The 20,988-nt window shown below is 65.8% G+C and carries 27 protein-coding genes; 20 read left to right on the top strand and 7 right to left on the bottom strand.

Annotated features, from left to right (window positions below; translation table 11 throughout):
* The first annotated feature begins 34 nt into the window (after window positions 1-34).
* The 10 genes from AC07NY_RS05700 (at window position 35) to tolB (ending at window position 6,794) form a co-directional block, all read left to right on the top strand.
* The gene (locus tag AC07NY_RS05700) at window positions 35-493 is read left to right on the top strand and encodes a DUF2852 domain-containing protein (protein WP_494582412.1); all 459 of its coding nucleotides are present in this window, start codon (window positions 35-37) and stop codon (window positions 491-493) included.
* Window positions 494-777: 284 nt separating this feature from the next.
* A complete protein-coding gene (locus AC07NY_RS05695; protein WP_492285002.1) occupies window positions 778-1,086 on the top strand; it encodes a hypothetical protein in 309 nt (102 codons plus the stop codon).
* 76 nt (window positions 1,087-1,162) lie between these two features.
* Complete coding sequence (locus AC07NY_RS05690) at window positions 1,163-1,423, top strand: hypothetical protein (protein WP_492285003.1); 261 nt, start codon at window positions 1,163-1,165, stop codon at window positions 1,421-1,423.
* 69 nt (window positions 1,424-1,492) lie between these two features.
* Entirely contained in the window at window positions 1,493-1,756 is a 264-nt protein-coding gene (locus AC07NY_RS05685) for a hypothetical protein (protein ID WP_494582409.1), read from the top strand.
* Window positions 1,757-1,841: 85 nt separating this feature from the next.
* Entirely contained in the window at window positions 1,842-2,126 is a 285-nt protein-coding gene (locus tag AC07NY_RS05680; RefSeq protein WP_494582407.1) for a hypothetical protein, read from the top strand.
* A 181-nt stretch (window positions 2,127-2,307) separates the two neighbouring features.
* Window positions 2,308-2,700 carry a VOC family protein gene (locus AC07NY_RS05675; RefSeq protein ID WP_494582406.1) on the top strand — a complete coding sequence of 131 codons (393 nt, stop codon included), beginning with the start codon at window positions 2,308-2,310 and terminating at the stop codon, window positions 2,698-2,700.
* A 336-nt stretch (window positions 2,701-3,036) separates the two neighbouring features.
* Window positions 3,037-3,747, top strand: a complete 711-nt coding sequence (gene tolQ / locus AC07NY_RS05670; protein WP_492285006.1) for a protein TolQ — start codon at window positions 3,037-3,039, stop codon at window positions 3,745-3,747.
* Window positions 3,748-3,764: 17 nt separating this feature from the next.
* A complete protein-coding gene (gene tolR / locus AC07NY_RS05665; RefSeq protein WP_374678693.1) occupies window positions 3,765-4,208 on the top strand; it encodes a protein TolR in 444 nt (147 codons plus the stop codon).
* A 34-nt stretch (window positions 4,209-4,242) separates the two neighbouring features.
* Entirely contained in the window at window positions 4,243-5,451 is a 1,209-nt protein-coding gene (tolA, locus tag AC07NY_RS05660) for a cell envelope integrity protein TolA (protein ID WP_494582405.1), read from the top strand.
* A 5-nt stretch (window positions 5,452-5,456) separates the two neighbouring features.
* Complete coding sequence (gene tolB, locus AC07NY_RS05655) at window positions 5,457-6,794, top strand: Tol-Pal system beta propeller repeat protein TolB (protein WP_494582403.1); 1,338 nt, start codon at window positions 5,457-5,459, stop codon at window positions 6,792-6,794.
* 82 nt (window positions 6,795-6,876) lie between these two features.
* On the opposite strand, the gene AC07NY_RS05650 is transcribed toward tolB, so the two are convergent.
* The 4 genes from AC07NY_RS05650 to AC07NY_RS05635 all read right to left on the bottom strand — a co-directional run bounded on the left by AC07NY_RS05650 (window position 6,877) and on the right by AC07NY_RS05635 (window position 8,826).
* Window positions 6,877-7,677 (bottom strand): aldolase, encoded by an 801-nt coding sequence (locus tag AC07NY_RS05650; RefSeq protein WP_494582401.1) that lies wholly within the window; start codon window positions 7,675-7,677, stop codon window positions 6,877-6,879.
* A 143-nt stretch (window positions 7,678-7,820) separates the two neighbouring features.
* Window positions 7,821-8,042, bottom strand: a complete 222-nt coding sequence (locus tag AC07NY_RS05645) for a hypothetical protein (RefSeq protein WP_494582399.1) — start codon at window positions 8,040-8,042, stop codon at window positions 7,821-7,823.
* A 44-nt stretch (window positions 8,043-8,086) separates the two neighbouring features.
* Window positions 8,087-8,506, bottom strand: a complete 420-nt coding sequence (locus AC07NY_RS05640; protein WP_494582397.1) for an SRPBCC family protein — start codon at window positions 8,504-8,506, stop codon at window positions 8,087-8,089.
* Window positions 8,503-8,826: an ArsR/SmtB family transcription factor gene (locus AC07NY_RS05635; protein WP_492285012.1), complete on the bottom strand. Its 324-nt coding sequence runs from the start codon at window positions 8,824-8,826 to the stop codon at window positions 8,503-8,505. Before AC07NY_RS05635 ends, AC07NY_RS05640 begins: the two co-directional genes overlap by 4 nt.
* Before the next feature lie 352 nt (window positions 8,827-9,178).
* Between AC07NY_RS05635 and pal the strand changes: the two genes are divergently transcribed.
* Window positions 9,179-9,694 carry a peptidoglycan-associated lipoprotein Pal gene (gene pal / locus AC07NY_RS05630; protein ID WP_257731164.1) on the top strand — a complete coding sequence of 172 codons (516 nt, stop codon included), beginning with the start codon at window positions 9,179-9,181 and terminating at the stop codon, window positions 9,692-9,694.
* Between the two features lie 176 nt (window positions 9,695-9,870).
* Here the strand turns inward: pal and AC07NY_RS05625 are convergent, their stop codons facing one another.
* On the bottom strand, window positions 9,871-10,239 hold the full coding sequence (locus AC07NY_RS05625) for a cell division protein ZapA (protein WP_047580412.1): 369 nt from the start codon (window positions 10,237-10,239) through the stop codon (window positions 9,871-9,873).
* A gap of 18 nt (window positions 10,240-10,257) precedes the next feature.
* Window positions 10,258-10,569, bottom strand: a complete 312-nt coding sequence (locus tag AC07NY_RS05620) for a DUF4164 family protein (RefSeq protein ID WP_492285014.1) — start codon at window positions 10,567-10,569, stop codon at window positions 10,258-10,260.
* Window positions 10,570-10,915: 346 nt separating this feature from the next.
* On the opposite strand from AC07NY_RS05620, the gene tkt reads away from it, so the two are divergent.
* The 9 genes from tkt to AC07NY_RS05575 all read left to right on the top strand — a co-directional run bounded on the left by tkt (window position 10,916) and on the right by AC07NY_RS05575 (window position 18,954).
* Window positions 10,916-12,913 (top strand): transketolase, encoded by a 1,998-nt coding sequence (gene tkt / locus AC07NY_RS05615; protein ID WP_494582394.1) that lies wholly within the window; start codon window positions 10,916-10,918, stop codon window positions 12,911-12,913.
* A 126-nt stretch (window positions 12,914-13,039) separates the two neighbouring features.
* The gene (gene gap / locus AC07NY_RS05610; RefSeq protein WP_494582392.1) at window positions 13,040-14,050 is read left to right on the top strand and encodes a type I glyceraldehyde-3-phosphate dehydrogenase; all 1,011 of its coding nucleotides are present in this window, start codon (window positions 13,040-13,042) and stop codon (window positions 14,048-14,050) included.
* Window positions 14,051-14,151: 101 nt separating this feature from the next.
* Window positions 14,152-14,592, top strand: coding sequence for a hypothetical protein (locus AC07NY_RS05605; protein ID WP_494582390.1), 441 nt, complete (start codon window positions 14,152-14,154; stop codon window positions 14,590-14,592).
* Window positions 14,589-15,161: a putative glycolipid-binding domain-containing protein gene (locus AC07NY_RS05600; RefSeq protein WP_494582389.1), complete on the top strand. Its 573-nt coding sequence runs from the start codon at window positions 14,589-14,591 to the stop codon at window positions 15,159-15,161. The genes AC07NY_RS05605 and AC07NY_RS05600 overlap by 4 nt, the downstream gene beginning before the upstream one ends.
* 9 nt (window positions 15,162-15,170) lie before the next feature.
* On the top strand, window positions 15,171-16,364 hold the full coding sequence (locus AC07NY_RS05595) for a phosphoglycerate kinase (RefSeq protein WP_494582387.1): 1,194 nt from the start codon (window positions 15,171-15,173) through the stop codon (window positions 16,362-16,364).
* Window positions 16,365-16,419: 55 nt separating this feature from the next.
* Window positions 16,420-16,677 carry a hypothetical protein gene (locus tag AC07NY_RS05590; protein ID WP_293806078.1) on the top strand — a complete coding sequence of 86 codons (258 nt, stop codon included), beginning with the start codon at window positions 16,420-16,422 and terminating at the stop codon, window positions 16,675-16,677.
* Window positions 16,678-16,768: 91 nt separating this feature from the next.
* A complete protein-coding gene (gene fba, locus AC07NY_RS05585) occupies window positions 16,769-17,851 on the top strand; it encodes a class II fructose-bisphosphate aldolase (RefSeq protein ID WP_494582385.1) in 1,083 nt (360 codons plus the stop codon).
* Window positions 17,852-18,052: 201 nt separating this feature from the next.
* On the top strand, window positions 18,053-18,643 hold the full coding sequence (locus tag AC07NY_RS05580; RefSeq protein ID WP_494583695.1) for a TetR/AcrR family transcriptional regulator: 591 nt from the start codon (window positions 18,053-18,055) through the stop codon (window positions 18,641-18,643).
* A gap of 23 nt (window positions 18,644-18,666) precedes the next feature.
* Entirely contained in the window at window positions 18,667-18,954 is a 288-nt protein-coding gene (locus tag AC07NY_RS05575) for a YciI family protein (RefSeq protein ID WP_494582383.1), read from the top strand.
* A gap of 27 nt (window positions 18,955-18,981) precedes the next feature.
* Here AC07NY_RS05575 and AC07NY_RS05570 read toward each other — a convergent pair whose 3' ends face one another.
* Window positions 18,982-20,982 carry a PhoX family protein gene (locus tag AC07NY_RS05570; RefSeq protein WP_494582382.1) on the bottom strand — a complete coding sequence of 667 codons (2,001 nt, stop codon included), beginning with the start codon at window positions 20,980-20,982 and terminating at the stop codon, window positions 18,982-18,984.
* Window positions 20,983-20,988 lie beyond the last annotated feature (6 nt).

The following is a 20,988-nucleotide window of genomic DNA, read 5'->3' as shown; positions in this document are numbered from 1 at the left end:
TGATTTACATTCACGCTGGTTCAGTGAGGGAGCAATGCCGATCGTCGAGAAGCTGGACGAATATGGAAAGGGTGCCTGGATCGCCTTCGCGGTTCTCGGCTTCATCCTGTTCTGGCCGTTGGGTCTGGCGACCCTGGCCTTTCTTTTCTGGAGTGGACGCATGGGTTGTGGATATGCCGGGGACCGGTACGAACACCGGATGAGCCGCCTGCAGGGCAAGATGGACCGCCTGCGCGAGCGCATGGCCGGCCGCGAAGGCGGCTTCGGCAGCGGCTTCGGCGGCTGGGGCCGCGGCGGCCCCTCCAGCGGCAACCGCGCCTTCGACGAGTACCGCGCGGAGACGCTGCGTCGCCTCGAGGACGAGCAGCGCGAATTCCACGACTTCCTGGGCCGCCTGCGCATGGCCCGCGACAAGGCCGAATTCGATCAGTTCATGACCGAGCGCCGCAACAACCCGCCGGCCAACACCCCGGCCCAGCCCGACGCGGCCTGAGAACGGCCCTGCCCATCATCGGGACATCATCCAGCCCGCCTCGATCCTTCGAGGCGGGCTTTTCTTTCGGGATCACTGGGACCAAGTGCTCTCGCTTCGAAGGTCAGCCATGGATCGGGAGCGAACGCTGACCGGCATTATGCCACCTTGGAGCGTACCGCCTCCAATAATCACAATTACTTCTTGCTATTCGTGCAATTGAAGCGCCTTGTATGAGCAGTGCTGCCTTTGCGCACCGCCCTCCCGCCCGAGCATTTCGGCCGGCAATCATAATCGAGAGAATTATGCAACCCGGCCACGGCAGGTTGATCCTGCGCGACGGTACGGATCTTCTTGTCGGTTATTGCCTTTTGCGTTCCCACGCAGCTAGCGGCTGCCGCGGCATTCTTATTGGCAACATCCGGTCAATCGATCAGAGCACTTTCCTCAAGCCCATTAAAATCGCCTTGGGCGAGGGCAATGCGTTCGTTGCGCATGTCGTCAGCCACTCCGAGCGTCATATCCGGTTTGCAACGGACCTCGGCCAACTCATCTCTCGAGCCAAGGGGCGCTTTGGCCGCCGTTCAGGCCGGCCGCTCGCGGTCAAGTCTTAAGGCTAGGCTCACAGCAGCCTCAGGCGTAAACCCTGCTGGGCGGAGCCGTGGGCGCCTCCAGCCGGAGAAACTCACCATGCTCAACGGAATTGGTTCAGTCACCTTGCGAAGCGGTCGGACGCTGCCTGTCACGTACCAGTTTGGCTCTCATCAGGAGCATCATTGGGTCGGGTATCTGATTGTCGAAACGGAGCACACCGATCCCAGCGAGTTTTCCTACAAGGTCCTCCTTCATTGCGAGGGCGGCACAGCAGTGGAACTCGCAGTAACCAACTGGACTGACCGGTACATGACGGTGGTCGGGCGCCCGTTGCCGCAGCTGGACAGGGTGGCTTGAAAGCGTCCTGTGCCCAAGCGAGCCCTTGCTGCACTCGCCTTCACAAGGGGAGCGCAGCTGTGAATTCAGATGGACGATAACGGAACGAAGCGGTCTCCGCTTTGCAGGAGTTTCTACCAGGCCGGCGTCACGGTGCAGGTGGAGATTTATCAGCTGGCCTGGTCTGACGGATGGACGCTCGAGCTTGTCCACACCGACGGCGGCTGGACCATCTGGCTATCTGAATTTGCGACGGACGAAGCGGCAATGGCCGAGTTCACCGCTCAAATCGCGAAGACTGGCTTACCAAGCCTGGTAGCAGGAACGCAGCTCCACTTTCCGACGATCCATTGACGGGTCGAGTTCCCCGCCTCGGCCTTTCCAAAGGACGTTCAGCTCGCTCTCGGCTCCAGGGGGCTTTCAAATTGAGGAGCGAGACATGTCGCATCTTTTCAAGGTCGGAGACCGAGTCAGCCTAGCATTTGGCTTTCATGACCAGAATGCCACCGGCACCTACGCTGTCACCCGACTTCTGCCGACGCGCATGAATGGCGAGCCCCAGTATCGCGTGAAGGGTAGCGACGATCGCGAACGCGTCATTGGCGAAGGACAGGTCGCCGTGCCAGGGAAAACCAGTTCATTTGGGCGGCGAAACAACGGCCATAATCCAATCACCGGTGCCTTGAACGATATCGCGAGCAAAATGCGAAACATCACTGACTGACACATTGGGTTTCCTGGCGGCTGAGAAAAGCTGCCGGGCTCCGAACACCGCCATCTTGCCCCGTCAGGCCCATTCGGTGAGGTTTTTTCGTTCTGAACAACGTCAGCTAAGGGGCGTCAGCAGACATCGCGCGTCCGCCGATCTACGATGCTGCCCCCAACAGCACGACGAAACCGCCCCCATGAGCCTGCGCGACACCCGCAATCTCGACTACACCGTCATACTCTGCGATCGCATGGCTGAGACGCGCTCCTTCTATCGCGATGTGATGCGCTTCCCCATCGAGACCGACCGCGAGACCTGGGTCGATTTCCGCGTCGGCTCGAGCCTGGTCGCCCTGCGCCCGCGCGGGGTCTGGCCGGTCTGCGACGATGGGCCGATCCCGCCCGCATCGGCGCCGGTCCAGCTCGCCTTCCGCGTGCCGCTCGCCGCGTTCGAGCGCTGCCATGAGGAGCTGATCGCTGCCGGCGTGCCGATCCTGCGGCCGCCGACCGACATTCCCGCCTGGCGACACCGCACCCTGTTCTTCCGCGATCCCGAAGCGACGATCATCGAGATCTACGCGGAATACTGACCACCTGCCGAAGCGGCGCCTCCCGCCTGGATCCGCTCGTGAAAGACGCCCGCGGCTTTTTCCGCCGTCGCGTCCGCGCCGCATCTCCGGCGTATACCCCACATTAACCTTGCCGGATGCTTAACTCGGTCTGGAGCATGCGTTCCGTGGGAAACCCCGTTTCGGCCCATCTTTCGCCGGATTCACGCGCGATTGGAGGGATACGGCATTTCCCCGGATCGCGGATCGGGCGGCGGCGTGGGTCTCCCGCGACGCAAGCGGCGGGGTTTGGGCCGGGGCTGGAGCCTTGAAGCCTTCAGCATCGGCCGTACCGCCTGGGTTGAGAAGGATGACAGGATGAACCCCGCCGACGTCGCGCAGGCCGCGCCGCAGATCGACATGTCGTTCTGGACGCTGTTCTGGCACGCACACATCGTCGTCAAGCTGGTCATGATCGGCCTGCTCGGCGCTTCGGTCTGGTGCTGGTCGATCATCGTCGACAAGACCCTGCTCTATCGGCGCACGCGCAAGGACATGGACGCCTTCGAGGAGGTGTTCTGGTCCGGCCGCTCGCTCGAGGAGCTTTATCGCGACCTCGCCAGCAAGCCGGTCAACGACATGGCCGCAGTCTTCGTCGCGGCGATGCGCGAGTGGAAGCGCTCCTTCGAGAATGGTGGGCGCTCGGTCGCCAGCCTCCCCCAGCGCATCGACAAGGTGCTCGACGTCACCATCCAGCGTGAGACGGAACGGCTGGAATCGGGGCTGCTCGTGCTCTCGACCATCGCCTCGGCCGCGCCCTTCATCGGCCTGTTCGGCACCGTCTGGGGCATCATGACCTCGTTCACCGCGATCGCGGTCTCCAAGAATTCCTCGCTCGCGGTCGTCGCGCCCGGCATCGCCGAAGCGCTCTTCGCCACCGCGATCGGCCTTTTCGCCGCCATCCCCGCGCTGATGGCCTACAACAAGCTCCAGGCCGAGGTCTCCAAGGCCCAGGGTCGTCTCGAAGCCTTCGCCGACGAGTTCTCCGCGATCCTGTCGCGGCAGATCGACGAGCGCATGGCAGCGTGAGGACCTGACCGATGGGTATGTCAGCCGCTTCAGGCGCAAAGGGCGGTTCCGGCCGCCGGGGCCGGCGCGGACGCCGCCATGGCGCCATCGCCGAGATCAACATGACGCCGTTCATCGACGTCATGCTTGTGTTGCTCATCATCTTCATGGTCGCCGCGCCGCTGATCGCGACCGGCGTGCCGCTCGACCTGCCGCAGACCGGCGCCAAGCCGATCAATGTCGACCAGAAGCCTCTGACCATCGCCATCGACAGCAAGGGCCAGATCTTCCTTCAGGACGAGCCGACGCTCGAGCCCGACCTCGTCGCCAAGCTCCAGGGCCTGGCCAAGCAGGGCTTCGACGAGCGCGTCTATGTTCGCGGCGACAAGCAGGTCGATTACGGCCGTGTCGCCTCGGTGATGTCGACCATCACTGCCGCCGGCTTCAAGCGGGTCGCGCTCGTCACCGAGCCGAGCCGCTGAGAGCTGAGAGTTAGAGAGTAAGGACGTTAAGGGCGTGAAGCTTTCGACCTCCGAACCTGGCATGCTGGTGTCGGCGCTCGGCCACGCGACGTTCCTCGTCGCGGGGCTGCTGGCGTTCTCGTCGCCTGCGCCGCTGCCGGATAATGAGGAGGCGATCGCCGTCGAGGTGATCGACCCCAGCGCGCTGAACCAGGTGACGCGCGGCGAGCGCAGCGCCGAGAAGGTCCAGGCCCAGCCGACCCCGCGCGCCGAGCGCCAGTCCGAAACCGTCGAGCGCAAGGAAGCAGGCGAGGCCAAGGCCGACACGCCGGCCCCGCCCTCGCGCCCGCCCGAATTGAAGACCGCCGAGAACAACGCGGTCGCGCCCCCGCCCCCGGCCCGCCCTGTCGAGCAGCCGAAACCCGAGGCCAAGCCGCCCGAGCCCGCCAAGCAGCCACCGCAGAAGAGCGAGGCCGCCGCGGCGCGCGAGGCCGAGCAGAAGCGCGAGGAACTGGCCAAGCTCGCCGAGGAGGCCGAGCTCGCCTCCAAGGCGAAGAAGGCCGAGGAGGAGGCGAAGGCCGCCGCCAGGGCCAAGGCGGAAGCCGATGCCCAGGCCGCCAAGCGCGCCGCCGATGCGAAGGCCAAGGCCGAGGCTGTCGCCAAGGCCGAAGCCGAGAAGGCCGCGAAGGAAAAGGCGGAGGCTGCCGCCAAGGCGAAGGCCGAAGCCGAGCAGAAGGCGAAGATCGCGGCCGAAGCGAAGGCCAAGCAGGAAGCCGAGGCCAAGGCGAAGAAGGAGGCGGAGATCGCCAAGAACTTCAACGCCAGCGATATCGCCAAGCTGCTTCAGTCGAAGGAGAAGGCGCAGTCCTCCGGCTCCTCCGCGCCGCAGGTCAACCGCACGGCCTCGCTCGGCACCGAGCGCGGGTCGTCGCAGAAGCTCAGCCCCTCGCTCCGGGCCCAGCTCATCGGCATCATCCAGGACCAGCTCCTGAAGTGCTGGAACGTGCCGATCGCGCTCGCCAACGCCCATGGCAGCGGCAATGTCGTGCCGTCCGTGCGGATGAAGCTGAACACCGACGGCTCGCTCATCGGCCAGCCCGGCGTGATCAACTCGTCCGCGGATCCGCTCTTCCGGGTCGCCGCCGATTCGGCGCTGACCGCCACCCGCCGCTGCGCGCCGTTGCGCATCCCGGCTCAGTTCGCCTCCTATTACGACGACTGGCGCGATGTCGTCGTCAATTTCGACGCCAGGGACGTCATGTGACCCCGATGATCGACCGTACCCCCCTCCCCTTCCTCGCGGCTGCGCCGACGCGCCGCCGCCTCCTCGCCACCGCCGGCGCGGCACTGCTCGTGCCCGCCGCGGCCAAGGCAGAGCTCGTCATCGACCTGCGCGGCGGCGCCTTCCAGCCGATGCCGATCGCCATCGCCGATTTCGGCGGCGAGGGCGGCGTGCTCGTCTCCGGCGTCATCACCAACAACCTGAAGCGCTGCGGCTATTTCACGCCCGTCGACAAGGGCCGCTTCCCGGAAGCGAACCCGCCCTTCGACGCCGCGCCGCGCTTCGACGCCTGGAAGGCGGCGGGCGTGCAGGCCCTCGTCACCGGCCGCGTCGCGCGCGATGCCGGCCGCATCCGCGCCGAGTTCCGGCTCTGGGACGTCGCGACCGGCACCCAGACCGACGGCCAGCAATATTTCACCGACCCGAGCAATGCCCGCCGCGTCGGCCACATCATCTCGGACGCGATCTTCTCGAAGGTCACCGGCCTAGGCGGCTTCTTCGACACCCGCGTCGTCTTCGTCGACGAATCCGGCCCGAAGGAGACGCGCCGCAAGCGCCTCGCCATCATGGACCAGGACGGCGCCAATGTGCGCTACCTGACCAATGGCGACACCTCGGTGGTGACGCCGCGCTACTCGCCGGTCTCGCAGGACGTCACCTTCATGACCCAGCGCCTGGGCGAGCAGCCGCGCGTGCAGGTCCTGAACATCGAGACCGGCCAGCGCCAGGTCGTCGGCAACTTCCCTGACATGAGCTCGAGCCCGCGCTTCGCGCCCAACGGCCAGCGCGTCGTGCTCTCGCTGCAGCAGGGCGGCAACGCCAATCTCTACGCCATCGATATCGGCTCGCGCTCGACCACGCGCCTGACCTCGACGGCGGCGATCGACACCTCGCCTTCCTATGCGCCGGACGGCTCGCGTATCGTCTTCGAGAGCGATCGCGGCGGCCAGCAGCAGCTTTATGTGATGCCTGCCGGCGGCGGCGAGGGCCAGCGCATCTCCTTCGGCCAGGGCCGCTATTCGCAGCCCTCGTGGTCGCCGCGCGGCGACCTCATCGCCTTCACCCGTCAGGGCGGCGGCGGCTTCGCTATCGGCGTGATGCGGCCGGACGGCTCGGGCGAGCGCATCCTGACCGAGGGCTTCCATAACGAAGCCCCGAACTGGGCGCCGAACGGCCAGTACCTGATGTTCTTCCGCGATCCCGGCGGCCAGTCCGGCGGCAAGCTCTATATGGTCGACATCACCGGCCGCGTCGAAGTGCCCGTGCCGACCCCGGCCTTCGCATCCGACCCGACCTGGTCGCCCCTGCTCAGCGGCCAGCGCTGAGACGCAAGGCGCTCGTCAGTCACATTCTCTTCGAAGCCGCCCGACAATTCCGGGCGGCTTTTTCTTTGGCGATCCTGCCGGCTCAGTCGCGATAGACCGGCTCCTCGGTGTCGAGCTGCCGGCGGATCGAGGCGAGATGCAGGCGCGCCGATTCCGGATCGCCCTCACGCATCTGACGATAGGCCGCTTCCGCGATTTCGGGCTTCACCGGCTTGACCTGCCGACCCGTCGAGAGCGCCAGCGTCTGCACCTCGCAGGCCCGCTCCAGATAGTAGAGATCATCCCAGGCCTCGGCGATGTTCGGCCCGAGCACCATGACGCCGTGATGCTTCATGAAGACGATATCGGCATCGCCGACCGCAGCCGCGATGCGGTCGCCCTCGCGCTCATCCAGTGCCAGCCCGTTATAGTCGCGGTCGACCACGGTGCGGCCGTAGAACTTCAGCGCCGTCTGGCCGGCGAAGATCAGCGGATCGCCCTCGGTCATAGAGAGCGCCGTCGCATAGGGCATATGCGTATGGAACGCGACCTTGGCACGCGGGATGTTCTTGTGGATGCGGGCATGGATGTAGAAAGCCGTCGCCTCCGGCTGCCCCTCGCCTGAAACGACATTGCCGTGGAAGTCGCAGATCAGGAGCTTCGAGGCCGTCAGCTCCCGGAAGGCCCAGCCATAGGGATTGACGATGAAGAGGTCGTCATGGCCCGGCACCAGCGCCGAGAAATGATTGCAGATGCCCTCCTCGAAGCCATAGCGCGCCGCCATCCGGAAAGTCGCGGCGAGGTCCCGGCGCGCTTCCCAGACGATATCGGAATCGAGATCGGGCTGGTTCGGACCACGCAGGGGCGTCACGCTCGCGGCGCCGGACTTGAGGGAATGGGCCATCGCGATCTCCGGTCGGAACAGGAAGGCGGACCGAGGCAGTCATCGGGCCGTGTGCACCACGATAGACCGGGGAACGCGAAAGATGCGCTGCAATTGCGCGCCGCGTTTGCGCGATTTTTTCGCGCTCGGCCGAAGAGTTGGGCTTACCCCTCGACCTTGCGGGTGCCGCGCCCTCTGCCGGTATAGGGCAGGATGAACAGGTAGAGCCCGCTGAACAGCAGCAGGAAAAGCGGCAGCAAGGGCGAATAGACGATCCAGGCCGGCGGCTCGCCGCGCGCCATCGCGATGAAATTCGCGAGAACGGTGGCCGTGAAGATCATCGACAGCCAGCGATGGCCCTGCCGTATTGCGATATTCCAGGTCAAGAAGACCTCCTTTTTGTGGGAGAGGAGAGGAAGGCGGCGCTGCCCTAGTCGGCGCGTGCCGTGACCTCTTCGAGCTTGGCGAAGAACTGCTGCCAGCCTGCCTTGGCGCCGCCGAAGGCCTGCTTCTGCTCCGGCCGGAACCCGACCTGCTCCATGCGCAGATGCGTGCCCCGGGGCGACGGCGTCAGCGTGAAGGTCACCACGCTCTTGAGGGCAAAGGCCGGGTCGTCATGCGCGAAGTCCCAGCTATAGGACAGCGAACGATTGGGCTCGACGGTCAGCACCTCGCAATCCAGCACACCGCCCCAGTCGCCGCGCAGGTTGAAGCGGTGGCCGACGCTCGGCACGAAATCGTTCTTCATCAGCCATTCCGCGATCAGATGCGGCTGCGTCAGCGCCCGCCAGAGCTTTTCCGGTGGATGGGGCATCTCGCGCTCGACGATGACGGAGCGGGTTTCGGTCATTGGTCCATCCTCTTGAGCAGGTCTTCGAGATCGTCGAACCGGCTTTCCCAGTATCCGGCCATGCGGTTCGTCCAGTCGGCCAGAGGCGCGAGCGCCGCGAGCTGCGCGCTGTAATGCGTCTGGCGGCCCTGATGCCGGTCCCGCACCAGCCCGGCCTGTTTCAGGACGGCCAGATGCTTCGAGACCGCCGGCTGCGACACGCCGGCCTGCGCCGTCAGCGCCACGACCGTCTGCTCGCCCTGACTGCACAGGCGTTCGAAAATTCCGCGCCGGGTCGGATCGGCCAGGGTCTTGAAGAGCAGGTCATGTGTGTCGGGCATCGAAAAACCATAACCAAGTGGCTATGAATTATTCCATAACCATCCAGCTATGAATTCGTCAACCCGAAAACCGCGGCTCCTTTTGGCCTTAGGCGCAGGCACCCCGCTCGAAGCGGGACGAGACGACAGCCGCGACGCATTTCCGCCCGAAGCGCAGGCTATCCCTGTGTTCGCGACGCAACAGCCAGTGCCGCAAACATCTTTCGCCATAATTGGTTAACCATAAGCCGCAATGCCGCCACTTCGCCCTGATTTGGCAAGGTCTCGTTTAGGTTGACACTTCATTGATGAGGCATCGCGAAGCCTTCCCCGAAGTGCCCCGCCACATCATTCGATTGCCCGGAGTCCAGCCATGTTGACCACTTTTGTTTCCGGCGGCCGTGCCGTCCGTTTCGCCGCCGCCATCGCCGCCACGCTCGCGCTCGGCGCCTGCGCCAAGGACCAGAACGCCGACGGCTCGGGCTTCGGTGCCGGCGGCGCCGCGACCCCGGGCAGCGCGCAGGACTTCGTCGTCAATGTCGGCGACCGCGTCTTCTTCGAGACCGACTCGACCGACCTGACCTCGACCGCGACCGCCACCCTCGACAAGCAGGCCGGCTGGCTGCAGCGCTACCCGCGCTACAGCTTCACCGTCGAAGGCCATGCCGACGAGCGCGGCACCCGCGAGTACAACTATTCGCTCGGCGCCCGCCGCGCCCAGACCGTTCGTGACTACCTCGCCTCGCGCGGCATCCAGGCCAACCGCATGCGCACCATATCCTACGGCAAGGAGCGCCCGGTCGCGGTCTGCAACGACATCTCCTGCTGGTCGCAGAACCGCCGCTCGGTCACGGTGCTGGACGGCGCCGGTGGCGCCCCCGGCGTCTGATCCGCGCATCACGACAAAAGAAAGGCCCCGGATGGAAGCATCCGGGGCCTTTTTCATTTTTCCGAAGCCGTCATTCTCGGGCGAAGCGAAGCGGAGACCCGAGAATCTCCGGCAGGATGAGGCGCCTTTTCTTCACGAGATGCTCGGGTCAAGCCCGAGCATGACGCTCGTCTCTATCACCCCACCGCGGTCGGGATCAGGCTCCGCGCCACGCCCTCGATGCGCTCGGCCGCAGCGACCAGCGCTTCCGCCGCCCGGTCTTCGACCTCGCTGAGGCGCTCGTCGGCAGCGCCGGCATTGCCCTGCGTCGCCGCGAGATCGGCTTCCAGCTTGGCCAGTCGCTGCTTCAGTTCATGGACCTCGTCGGCCACCATCAGCGCCGCCATGACATGCAGCCGCATGTCGCCGATCTCGCCGAAGGCCTGCCGCATCTCGCCGATCTTCTCGTCATAGAACCGGGCGAGCCCTTCGAGATGGGCCTCCTCGCCCTCCCCGCAGGCCATGCGGTAGGCCTTCCCGGAAATCATGACGTTGACTTGCGGCATTCGGTCTCCAGTTCCGCTTTAGCTTTGAGTGGCCTCGGGCTCCGGCGGCTGCTGCGCCTCGACCCGCGCGATCACCGCGCCGACGACGTTCATCGCCCGCTCCAGCCGCTGGTCGACATCGGCCGCGGCCGTCTCGACCTGCCCGAGGCGCGACATCGCGCCGTCGAGCTCGGCCGCCAGCCGCGCCCGGTCGTCCTGCATCAGGGCGAGTTCGGTTTCGAGATTGCCACGTCCACGCTCAGCCTCGACCCGCCGCCGCGCCGCCGCCTCCAGCTGCCCGAGCGCCGTATCGAGACGGGCCAAGGCATTGTCCAGCATCAGGCTCGCCACCGTCGCTCTCCTTTCAGATCGAAGCCGGCTCACACGATTCGTGCCACAATTTACAGCAAAGCGCCGGAAAACAGGAATCGATCTCACAGCTTGTAAACACGTCCTCGCAACGGCTTGCCCGAAGCAGCTGAGGCGCCGCCTGCGGAAAACCGACCAAAAGCGTTGCCTGCGACCCCGAAAGCAGGTTTTGGCGAATTGACTCGCAGGGAGGGCCGGGCCTAATCCACCCCGTCCTTTCCAAGCCTGCCGCAAGCGGCGGCAAGACTGCCTTCCCCCCTCGCCGGCCCGCTGTCGCGCAGGCCGGCCCGGTCCTCCCGCCCGCCCGACGGAGCCCTGTGAGATCATCATGACCACCATCGATCGCGCCCAGCACGACAAGCTCGCCAATGCCATCCGCGGCCTGGCGATGGATGGCGTCGAGAAGGCCAAGTCCGGCCATCCCGGCCTGCCGATGGGCGCCGCCGACATCGCTGCCGTGCTGTTCACCCGTGTGATGAAGTATGACGCCGCCGACCCGCGCTGGCCGGACCGCGACCGCTTCGTGCTCTCCGCCGGCCACGGCTCGATGCTGCTCTACGCCCTGCTCTATCTCACCGGCGCGCCCGGCATGCAGCTCGACGACCTCAAGGCCTTCCGCCAGCTCGAGTCGAAGACTCCCGGCCACCCCGAGAACTTCATGACCTCGGGCGTTGAGACCACCACCGGCCCGCTCGGCCAGGGGCTGGCCACCGCCGTCGGCATGGCGATGGCCGAGCGCATGCTCGCCGCCGAGTTCGGCAAGAAGGTCGTCGACCACCACACCTATGTGCTGGCATCCGACGGCGACCTGATGGAGGGCATCAGCCAGGAGGCGATCGCGCTTGCCGGCCACCAGAAGCTCAACAAGCTGATCGTGCTCTGGGACGATAACGGCATCTCGATCGACGGCCCGCTCTCGATCACCGACAATGTCGACCAGGTCGCGCGCTTCAAGGCCTGCGGCTGGCGCTCCGAGCGCGTCGACGGCCATGATCCCGAGGCGATCGAGGCCGCGATCAACCGCGCCCGGAAGTCGAACAAGCCGACCATGATCGCCTGCAAGACCGTGATCGGCTTCGGCGCGCCGAAGAAGGCCGGCACCTCCAAGGCGCATGGCGAGCCGCTCGGCGCCGAGGAGCTCGCCGCCGCCAAGCAGAAGCTCGGCATCACCGGCGGCGCCTTCGAGGTCGCGGCCGATGTGCTCAAGGCGTGGCGCGGCTTCGGTGCGGCCGGCGCCGCCGCCCACAAGGATTGGAGCGAGCGCTTCGCCACCCTCTCCGAGCGCAAGCGCGGCGAGTTCGACCGCCGCTTGGCCCTTGCCGTCCCGGCCAAGCTCGACAAGGCGATCCTCGCCCATAAGAAGGCGCTGATCGCCGCGCCGCAGGCTGTCGCCACCCGCAAGGCCTCGGAGCTGGCTCTCGAAGCCATCACCCCGATCATGCCCGAGCTGGTGATGGGCTCGGCCGACCTTACCCCGTCGAACAACACCCGCACCAAGGCTGCCGAGGACTTCACCCCGAAGACCCCGAAGGGCCGCTATGTCCGCTACGGCATCCGCGAGCACGGCATGGCTGCCGCGATGAACGGCATCACGCTGCATGGCGGCTTCCGCACCGGCGGCGGCACCTTCCTGGTCTTCGCCGACTATGCCCGCCCCTCAATGCGCTTGGCCGCGCTGATGAGCCTGCCGGTCGTCTATGTCATGACCCATGACTCGATCGGCCTCGGCGAGGACGGCCCGACCCATCAGCCGGTCGAGCAGGTCGCAAGCTTGCGCGCCATGCCGAACATGCGCGTCTTCCGCCCGGCCGACACGATCGAGACCGCCGAGGCCTGGCAGGCCGCGCTGGAGCGCACCGACGGCCCGACGGTCCTCGCGCTCTCGCGCCAGAACCTGCCGCAGCTGCGCACCGACGCCACCGCCAAGAACCGCTCGGCCACCGGCGCCTACGAACTGCTGGCGGCCGAGGGCGGCAAGGCCCAGGTCTCGCTCTTCGCCTCGGGCTCCGAGGTCGAGCTCGCCGTCGCCGCGCGCAAGCTCTTGGCCGAGAAGGGCGTCCGCGCCCGCGTCGTCTCGGTGCCCTCGCTCGAGCTTTTCCTTGAGCAGGACGAGGCCACTCAGGCCTCGGTCATTGGTTCGGCTCCGGTCAAGATCGCCGTCGAGGCCGGCGTGCGCTTCGGCTGGGATGCCGTCATCGGCCATGACGGAACCTTCATCGGCATGAACTCCTTCGGGGCCAGCGGCCCCTACAAGGAGGTCTACAAGCATTTCGGCATCACGGCGGAGGCGATCGCCGACGCCGCGATGAAGAAGCACAACGCCTGACGGCCTATTTGCCGCAGGCAGGGCTGATTTTCCCGAAAGACATCTTGCGTTCGGCCATTCTTTGGCCGAATTGCCCGCGTGGATAGCGACGGCTTACGCCGGACGCTCGGCGAAGGAGAGGAAGACATGACGGTCAAGGTGGCGATCAACGGCTTCGGCCGCATCGGGCGCAACGTTCTGCGCGCGATCATCGAGTCGAAGCGCAAGGACATCGAGGTCGTGGCGATCAACGATCTCGGCCCGGTCGAGACCAACGCCCATCTCTTCCGCTTCGACTCCGTCCATGGCCGCTTCCCCGGCACCGTGACCGTCTCCGGCGACACGATTGATGTCGGCCGCGGCCCGATCAAGGTCACCGCGATCCGCGATCCCAAGGACCTGCCGCACAAGGCGCTCGGCGTCGACATCGCCTTCGAGTGCACCGGCATCTTCACCACCCGTGACAAGGCCGCCGCCCATCTCGCGGCCGGCGCCAAGCGCGTGCTGGTCTCGGCCCCCTGCGACGGCGCCGACCTCACCGTCGTCTTCGGCGTCAACCATCACGAACTGACCAAGGACCACGTCGTCGTCTCGAACGCCTCCTGCACCACGAACTGCCTCGCGCCGGTCGTGCGCGTGCTGCATGACAGCGTGGGCATCGACAAGGGCTTCATGACCACGATCCATGCCTATACCGGCGACCAGCCGACGCTGGATACGATGCACAAGGATCTCTATCGCGGCCGCGCCGCCGCGCTCTCGATGATCCCGACCTCGACCGGCGCCGCCAAGGCGATCGGCCTCGTGATCCCGGACCTGAAGGGCCGTCTCGACGGCACCTCGATCCGCGTTCCCACCCCGAACGTCTCGGTCGTCGACTTCAAGTTCATCGCCAAGCGCAAGACCACGGTCGAGAAGGTCAATGAGGCCATCATCAAGGCGTCGAAGCGCGGCCCGCTCAAGGGCATCCTCGCCGTCACCGACCAGCCGAACGTCTCGATCGACTTCAACCACGATCCGGCGTCCTCGACCTTCGCCCTCGACCAGACCAAGGTCATGGACGACAAGTTCGTGCGCGTCCTGTCCTGGTACGACAACGAATGGGGCTTCTCGAACCGCATGAGCGACACCGCCGTCGCCATGGGTGCCCTGCTCTGATCCATCACGTTTGTGCCCTTCTCTGAGGGCATGATCCATGAATGCGAGGCCGCGCTGCCAAGGTGCGGCCTCGCCCAATACGTCCCAGCTACGGAGCGCCTATGGCCAAGATCGAGCCGACCGTCGTGACCCCGGCGAACACCGAGCAGCCCGTTTCCTCCGGCCCAACGCTCGTGGCGACGACGCCCGCTTCCGAGAGCGCAGTGCCCGTCACCGAGCCGCGCAAGCTCGACCAACTCTCCCGCATCGAGGAGAAGGCGGCGCGCATCGAGGAGAAGTTCGCCCGCTACGAGGCCGTGCTGACCCGTGCGGAAGCCTCGCTGGAGCGTAGCGCCCACAAGGTCGACGCCGCCGCCGGCACCATGGATTTCGCTGCGATCCGCGGCGAGATCACTGCCCTGCGCAACCGCATCGACGCGACGCCGCGCGCCGGCACGCTGTTCATGACGGCGATCATCACGGCAGTGCTGACCGTGATCCTCACCATCCTCGTGCTGAAATTCGGCGTGCCCGGCCTGTTCGGAGGCCTGCTCGCCCGATGAGCTTTCGGGACGTCGCACTCTTGGCCGTGCCGCGCAGCCTGCGCTGGCGACCGGTCGAGGGCGTCGGACTGGAGCATCTCACCCTCGCCACCACGCAAACCGGCATTCGTGCCGAAGCCGTGGTCATCGGCGAGCGCGGCGAACCGCCCTATGGCGTCTCCTATCGCATCGACTGCACGGCCGATTTCGCGGTGACCAGCTTCGCCATCGCGACGACCGATGGCCGCCGCCTCGCGATGGAGCGTCGCGCCGGCCGCTGGCATGACGCCGCCGGCACGCGGCTTCCCGCCTTCGACGACTGCATCGACATCGACCTGCAGGGCTCGCCCTTCACCAACACCCTGCCGATCCGGCGGGAGCGCTGGGAGATCGGCCAGAGCCGCAGCTTCGCGATGCTCTACATCCCCTTCGACGATTTCGTGCCGACCATCGACCGGCAGACCTATACCTGCCTCGCTCCGCGCCTGTTCCGCTACCAGGCGGCCGATGGCAGCTTCGAGGCCGAATTGCCTGTCGACGAGGACGGCCTCGTCGTCGATTATCCCAGCCTGTTCGAACGCATCCGATAAGAGAGCCCGATGACTGCCTTCCGCACCCTCGATGACGCCGATCTCTCGGCTAAGCGCGTGCTTGTCCGCGTCGATCTCAACGTTCCCATGGAGGATGGCAAGGTCAGCGACACCACCCGCATCGACCGCATCCTGCCGACGATTCGCGAGATGGCCGACAAGGGCGGCAAGGTCGTGCTGCTCGCGCATTTCGGCCGCCCCAAGGGCCGCGACGACAAGAACAGCCTGCGTCAGGTCGTGCCGGCTCTGACAGAGGCGCTCGGCCGCCCCGTCACCTTCGTGGACGACTGCATCGGCGATGACGTCGCCAAGGCGCTGACCGCTGCGAAGAACGGCGATGTCCTGCTGCTGGAGAACACCCGCTTCCACGCCGGCGACGAGAAGAACGATCCGGAGTTCGTCAAGGCGCTCGCCGCCAATGGCGATCTCTATGTCAACGACGCCTTCTCGGCCGCGCACCGCGCGCACGCCTCGACCGAGGGCCTCGCCCATGTCCTGCCGGCCTATGCCGGGCGCACCATGCAGGCGGAGCTCGAAGCCCTTTCCGCCGGTCTCGACAACCCCGCCCGCCCGGTCATGGCGATCGTCGGCGGCGCCAAGGTCTCGACCAAGCTCGAATTGCTCGGCAATCTCGTCAGGAAGGTCGACGTGCTCGTCATCGGTGGCGGCATGGCCAATACCTTCCTCGCCGCGCGCGGCGTCGATGTCGGCAAGTCACTCTGCGAGCATGACCTCGTCGGCACCGCCCGCGAGATCGAGGAGAAGGCCAAGGCCGCCGGCTGCGAGATCGTCCTGCCGGTCGATGCGCTGGTCGCCCGCGAGTTCAAGGCCCATCCCGGCCATCGCGTCGTAACGGTCGGCGAGGTCGCAGCCGACGAGATGATCCTCGATGCCGGCCCGCTCAGCGCCGCCGATGTCGTGCTGCGCCTGGACAAGATCAAGACGCTGGTCTGGAACGGCCCCTTCGGCGCCTTCGAACTGCCGCCCTTCGACACCGCGACGGTCGCCGTCGCGAAGGCCGCGGCCAAGCGCGTCAAGGCTGGTGGGCTCGTCGCCGTCGCCGGCGGCGGCGACACCGTCGCGGCCATGAACCATGCCGGCGTCGCCGACGACCTCTCCTATGTCTCGACCGCGGGCGGCGCCTTCCTCGAATGGATGGAAGGCAAGGCCCTGCCGGGCGTCGAGGCGCTCAGGAAGCGCTGATCCAGCCGACATGGGCTGCCCTTGCGGCAGTTCATGTTTATGCTATGTTCTCTTCATGAGCGAGAATGTGCAGAGCGCGATGTTCGAGATCCTGAAGAAGATTCAGGCGGACCTGTCTTCGTTCAGGGCCGAGGTGAATACGCGCTTCGAGCATCTGGAGCAGCGCTTCGACACCATGGGTGACCTCGTCCGCAAGCAGCGCCGTGACACCGCCGGCCTGCTCGTCATGGCGAAATCGGTCACCGGCAATTTCGCCGAGGAACTCGCCGCGATCGAGGAGCGCGTCGCCGCTCTCGAGGCCCGCGGGCGCTGATCTTAAGCGCGAATTCCGCTTTCGCTTTACCTTCGTCGCTTTTCGCCGCTAAACCCGGCTTCTGTCTGTTTGTCCAAAGGGGAGTGCCATCGTGGCCCGTATCACGCTTCGCCAGTTGCTCGATCATGCCGCCGAGAACGACTACGGCGTGCCCGCCTTCAACATCAACAACATGGAGCAGGCGCTGGCGATCATGGCGGCGGCCGATGCGACCGACGCGCCCGTCATCATCCAGGCCTCGCGCGGCGCCCGGTCCTACGCCAACGACATCATGCTGAAGCACATGATGGACGCCGTTACCGAGATCTACCCGCATATCCCGGTCTGCGTGCATCTCGACCATGGCAATGAGCCAGCGACCTGCATGACCGCGATCCAGGCCGGCTTCACCTCGGTGATGATGGACGGCTCGCTCAAGGCCGACGGCAAGACCCCCGGCGACTGGGACTACAATGTCGGCGTGACCAAGACCGTCACCGACATGGCCCATCTCGGCGGCATCTCGGTCGAGGGCGAACTCGGCGTGCTCGGTTCGCTCGAATCCGGCGAGGGCGAGAAGGAGGACGGGCACGGCTTCGAGGGCAAGCTCAGCCATGACCAGCTCCTGACCAACCCGGACGAGGCGGTGAAGTTCGTCGCCGAGACCAAGGTCGACGCGCTCGCCATCGCCATGGGCACCTCGCACGGCGCCTACAAGTTCACCCGCAAGCCGGACGGCGCGATCCTCGCGATGCACGTCATCGAGGCGATCCACAAGCTGCTGCCGAACACGCATCTCGTCATGCACGGCTCGTCCAGCGTTCCGCAGGACCTTCAGGACGTCATCAACCAGTATGGCGGCAAGATGCCCCAGACCTGGGGCGTGCCGGTCGAGGAAATCCAGCGCGGCATCAAGCACGGCGTGCGCAAGATCAACATCGACACCGACAACCGCATGGCGATGACCGGCCAGATCCGCAAGATCCTGTCGGACAACCCCGGCGAGTTCGATCCGCGCAAGTACCTGAAGCCCGCCATGGAAGCGATGACCAAGCTCTGCAAGCAGCGCCTTGAGGAGTTCAACACCGCCGGCCAGGCCTCGAAGATCAAGCGCGTCATCACACTGGCCGACATGGCCAAGCGCTACGCCAAGGGCGAGCTCGACCCGACCTTCGGCGCCAAGAAGGCGGCCTGAGCTAACTCGACTGGCCGCCACGACAGCCGCTCTGCAGCCAGCATTTTGTCGGATCGTCCACAACGCCGCCGGGCAACCCGGCGGCGTTTTTATTGTCCGCAAAGGGATTGATAATTTAGGTCAATTGCCCTAATTCAGGTTTAGGACATTCGACCTACAACGTACGAAATGACGCAGCCGGAGAGAGCGACGGGGGAGCGCATGGGAGCAGCGGCAACGAAGCAGCATATCGTCGAGGCAGCCGACAACCTGTTCTACGAGCACGGCTTCGAAGCGACTGCCTTTGCCGATATCGCCGCTGCAATCGGCATCTCGCGTGGCAATTTCTACTACCACTTCAGGACTAAGGACGAGATTCTCGACGCCGTCATCACGCAGCGGCTGGAACGAACCCGCCAGCTTCTCGATGGCTGGGAACGTGACGCGATCTCCCCGCGCAATCGCATCCTGAGCTTTGCCGGAATACTGATCGCCAACCGCACGAAGATCATGCTCTACGGCTGCCCCGTCGGCTCCTTGTGCCTGGAACTCGCGAAGCTGGACCACTTCGCGCTCGGCCGCGCGACCGAGCTGTTCACGCTATTCAAGGGGTGGCTTTCCACTCAGTTCAGCATGCTCGGCCGTGGCCCCGATGCAGACGCTCTCGCGATGCATCTACTGATGCGCAGCCAGGGCGTCGCAACGCTCGCCGCAGCCTTGCGGGATGGCAGCTTCATCGAGAGGGAGGTCGAAGCGATGAAGGTCTGGCTCGATGCGCAGTGTCCCACCGCTCCGATTGCTCCTGCCTGCTGATCCATCGATACAGGGAGACCGCCATGTTCGTCGTCACGCTTCGCTTTTCCGCCAACAAGGCTCAGGCATCGAGCCTGATGCAGGCGCATAATGACTGGATTCGCGGCGGTTTCGATGACGGCGTTTTTCTGATGACCGGCAGCCTGAAGCCAGGCCTGGGCGGTGTGGTCATCGCCCATCAAACCACGCGCGCCGAACTGGAAGCGCGCGTGGAGAGGGACCCTTTCGTTGCCGAGGATGTCGTCAGCGCCGATATCCTCGAAATCGCGCCAGGGCGCGCTGACGACCGGCTGGCCTTCCTGCTGGCCTAAGCCCGCTGCCTTTGACGGCAGGCCGCCTCAAACGCCGATCTTGCCGCCACCCTTCTTGGTGATCGCCACCACGGAGGGCCGCACCGGCATGTCCGGCTTGAAGTCCGGCCAGCGGGTCGAGAGATCCTCATAGTAGGACCGGCGGCCGAATTCGGGCCAGTCCGGACCGTCATCGCCGGGATGCTGCACGGCGACGAAGGCGGTGGTGTCGTCCGGCGTGAAGCAGGGCCCGCACAGCTCCGCGCCATGCGGCACGCGGTAGAACAGCTTCGAGGTCCGGCGCGCGCCGCCCTCGGTATCCACCGCCCAGAGCCCGTCGGTGCGCCCGGTCACGTCGATGCCGTTGCCGTCGGTCGAGACCCAGAGCCGCCCGGCGGAATCGACCACGGCATTGTCGGGCATGCCGAACCAGCCGTTCTTCGTCGTCTCGGTCGAGAAGCTGGCGCCGACCGCCGCGACCGACGGGTCACCGCATTTCAGCAGGATTTCCCAGCGCCCCTTCGTCGCCGTGTGGTCGCCATCGGCCTCGGCGATCTCGATGATATGGCCGAAGGCGTTCTTGGCGCGCGGATTGGCGGCGTCGACCTCGCCATCCTTGCGGCTCGTATTGTTGGTCAGCATCACATAGACGCGCCCCGTCACGGGGTTGGGCGTGATGTCCTCCGGCCGGTCCATCTTGGTCGCGCCGAGCAGGTCACCGGCGCGGCGCGCCTCGATCAGCACGTCGGCCTGATTCTGGAAGCCGTTGGCGGCCGTCAATGGTCCCTGCCCGAAGACCAGTGGCAGCCATTCATGCGTGCCGTCCGCCGCGAACTTGGCGACATAGAGCGTGCCGGCATCGAGCAAGTCGAGATTGCTGGCGCGGTTGTTCGGGTCGAAGCGGCCGGCCGTGACGAATTTGTAGACATAGTCGAAGCGCTCGTCGTCGCCGAGATAGGCGACCACGCGCCCGTCTTTGGCGACGATCATGTCGGCGCCCTCATGCTTGAAGCGGCCGAGCGCGGTGCGCTTCTTCGGCACCGAATTCGGATCGAACGGGTCGACCTCGATCACCCAACCGAAGCGGTTGGCCTCGTTCGGCTCCTTGGCAAGGTCGAAGCGCTCCTCGAAACGGCCCCAGGCGTAAGGCGAGGACGGCACGGCGAGGCGCTTGTAGTTCGCCTCCTCGCGATGGCCCTCCGGCAGCTTGCCGGAGAAATAGCCGTGGAAATTCTCCTCGCCCGAGACGAAGGTCCCCCAGGGCGTCAGCGCGCCCGAGCAGTTGTTGAGCGTGCCCAGCACCTTGCGGCCGCTGGCATCGGCCCTGGTCTGGACGCGCTCGGTGCCGGCGACCGGCCCCGAGAGCTGCATCTCGGTCGCCGCGGTGATGCGGCGGTTGTACTTGGAATCCTTGACCAGCGCCCACTCGCTGCCGGTCTTGCGGATTTCCGCGACCGTCGCGCCATGCGCCATCGCCTCGATCGCAAAGCGCTCCGGCGTCGCGTTCTTCATGACGGGCTTGCCGTCCTTCATCTCGACCACGCCCGGGAACATCAGGTGCGGATTGGTGTATTCGTGATTGACGAAGAGCAGCCCATGCGCGGACGGGTCGGCCGCGCCGGTCATCGGCACATAGCCGACGAAGTCGTTGTTGTAGCCGAACTGCTTGCTCTGGGCCTCGGCGCTCTGCTTCGCCGGATCGAAGGCCGGCGCATCGGCCGTCAGCGGGTCGCCCCAGCGCAATAGCACCTGCGCCTCGTAGCCATCAGCGACATGGTGATCGGCATCGACGCCGACCTCGACCTCCTTGAAGGCGAAGGCGGATTTCGCGCCTTGCGCCTGCGCTTCCGCGGCGCTCTCCAGCGCCAGCGTGCCGACCGTCGCCGAGATCGCCGAAACCGCCAGCGCGCCCTTCAGCAACCCACGTCTGGAGAAGCGCTGCGAGATCAGCTCGCCCATGGTCGGGTTCTGGGTCGGGTTCCGCGGCTCGGCGTCCTCATGCTCCAGCATGCTGGCGCCGAAGGTGGATTCGTGATCGTCGTCGCGCATGATCGG

The sequence above is a fragment of the Allobosea sp. GW821-FHT09G06 genome (assembly GCF_059416005.1).
Note: the sequence above shows the minus strand (reverse complement) of the source record. Positions and strands in the feature narration are given on the sequence as shown.

Excerpts from the sequence above, each read along its gene's own strand:
- AC07NY_RS05700 (WP_494582412.1), top strand. The coding sequence starts at position 35 with ATGCCGATCGTCGAGAAGCTGGACGAATATGGAAAGGGTGCCTGGATC.
- AC07NY_RS05695 (WP_492285002.1), top strand. The coding sequence starts at position 778 with ATGCAACCCGGCCACGGCAGGTTGATCCTGCGCGACGGTACGGATCTT.
- AC07NY_RS05690 (WP_492285003.1), top strand. The coding sequence starts at position 1,163 with ATGCTCAACGGAATTGGTTCAGTCACCTTGCGAAGCGGTCGGACGCTG.
- AC07NY_RS05685 (WP_494582409.1), top strand. The coding sequence starts at position 1,493 with ATGGACGATAACGGAACGAAGCGGTCTCCGCTTTGCAGGAGTTTCTAC.
- AC07NY_RS05680 (WP_494582407.1), top strand. The coding sequence starts at position 1,842 with ATGTCGCATCTTTTCAAGGTCGGAGACCGAGTCAGCCTAGCATTTGGC.
- AC07NY_RS05675 (WP_494582406.1), top strand. The coding sequence starts at position 2,308 with ATGAGCCTGCGCGACACCCGCAATCTCGACTACACCGTCATACTCTGC.
- tolQ (WP_492285006.1), top strand. The coding sequence starts at position 3,037 with ATGAACCCCGCCGACGTCGCGCAGGCCGCGCCGCAGATCGACATGTCG.
- tolR (WP_374678693.1), top strand. The coding sequence starts at position 3,765 with ATGTCAGCCGCTTCAGGCGCAAAGGGCGGTTCCGGCCGCCGGGGCCGG.
- tolB (WP_494582403.1), top strand. The coding sequence starts at position 5,457 with ATGATCGACCGTACCCCCCTCCCCTTCCTCGCGGCTGCGCCGACGCGC.
- AC07NY_RS05650 (WP_494582401.1), bottom strand. The coding sequence starts at position 7,677 with ATGGCCCATTCCCTCAAGTCCGGCGCCGCGAGCGTGACGCCCCTGCGT.
- AC07NY_RS05640 (WP_494582397.1), bottom strand. The coding sequence starts at position 8,506 with ATGACCGAAACCCGCTCCGTCATCGTCGAGCGCGAGATGCCCCATCCA.
- AC07NY_RS05635 (WP_492285012.1), bottom strand. The coding sequence starts at position 8,826 with ATGCCCGACACACATGACCTGCTCTTCAAGACCCTGGCCGATCCGACC.
- pal (WP_257731164.1), top strand. The coding sequence starts at position 9,179 with ATGTTGACCACTTTTGTTTCCGGCGGCCGTGCCGTCCGTTTCGCCGCC.
- AC07NY_RS05625 (WP_047580412.1), bottom strand. The coding sequence starts at position 10,239 with ATGCCGCAAGTCAACGTCATGATTTCCGGGAAGGCCTACCGCATGGCC.
- tkt (WP_494582394.1), top strand. The coding sequence starts at position 10,916 with ATGACCACCATCGATCGCGCCCAGCACGACAAGCTCGCCAATGCCATC.
- gap (WP_494582392.1), top strand. The coding sequence starts at position 13,040 with ATGACGGTCAAGGTGGCGATCAACGGCTTCGGCCGCATCGGGCGCAAC.
- AC07NY_RS05605 (WP_494582390.1), top strand. The coding sequence starts at position 14,152 with ATGGCCAAGATCGAGCCGACCGTCGTGACCCCGGCGAACACCGAGCAG.
- AC07NY_RS05600 (WP_494582389.1), top strand. The coding sequence starts at position 14,589 with ATGAGCTTTCGGGACGTCGCACTCTTGGCCGTGCCGCGCAGCCTGCGC.
- AC07NY_RS05595 (WP_494582387.1), top strand. The coding sequence starts at position 15,171 with ATGACTGCCTTCCGCACCCTCGATGACGCCGATCTCTCGGCTAAGCGC.
- AC07NY_RS05590 (WP_293806078.1), top strand. The coding sequence starts at position 16,420 with ATGAGCGAGAATGTGCAGAGCGCGATGTTCGAGATCCTGAAGAAGATT.
- AC07NY_RS05580 (WP_494583695.1), top strand. The coding sequence starts at position 18,053 with ATGGGAGCAGCGGCAACGAAGCAGCATATCGTCGAGGCAGCCGACAAC.
- AC07NY_RS05575 (WP_494582383.1), top strand. The coding sequence starts at position 18,667 with ATGTTCGTCGTCACGCTTCGCTTTTCCGCCAACAAGGCTCAGGCATCG.
- AC07NY_RS05570 (WP_494582382.1), bottom strand. The coding sequence starts at position 20,982 with ATGCGCGACGACGATCACGAATCCACCTTCGGCGCCAGCATGCTGGAG.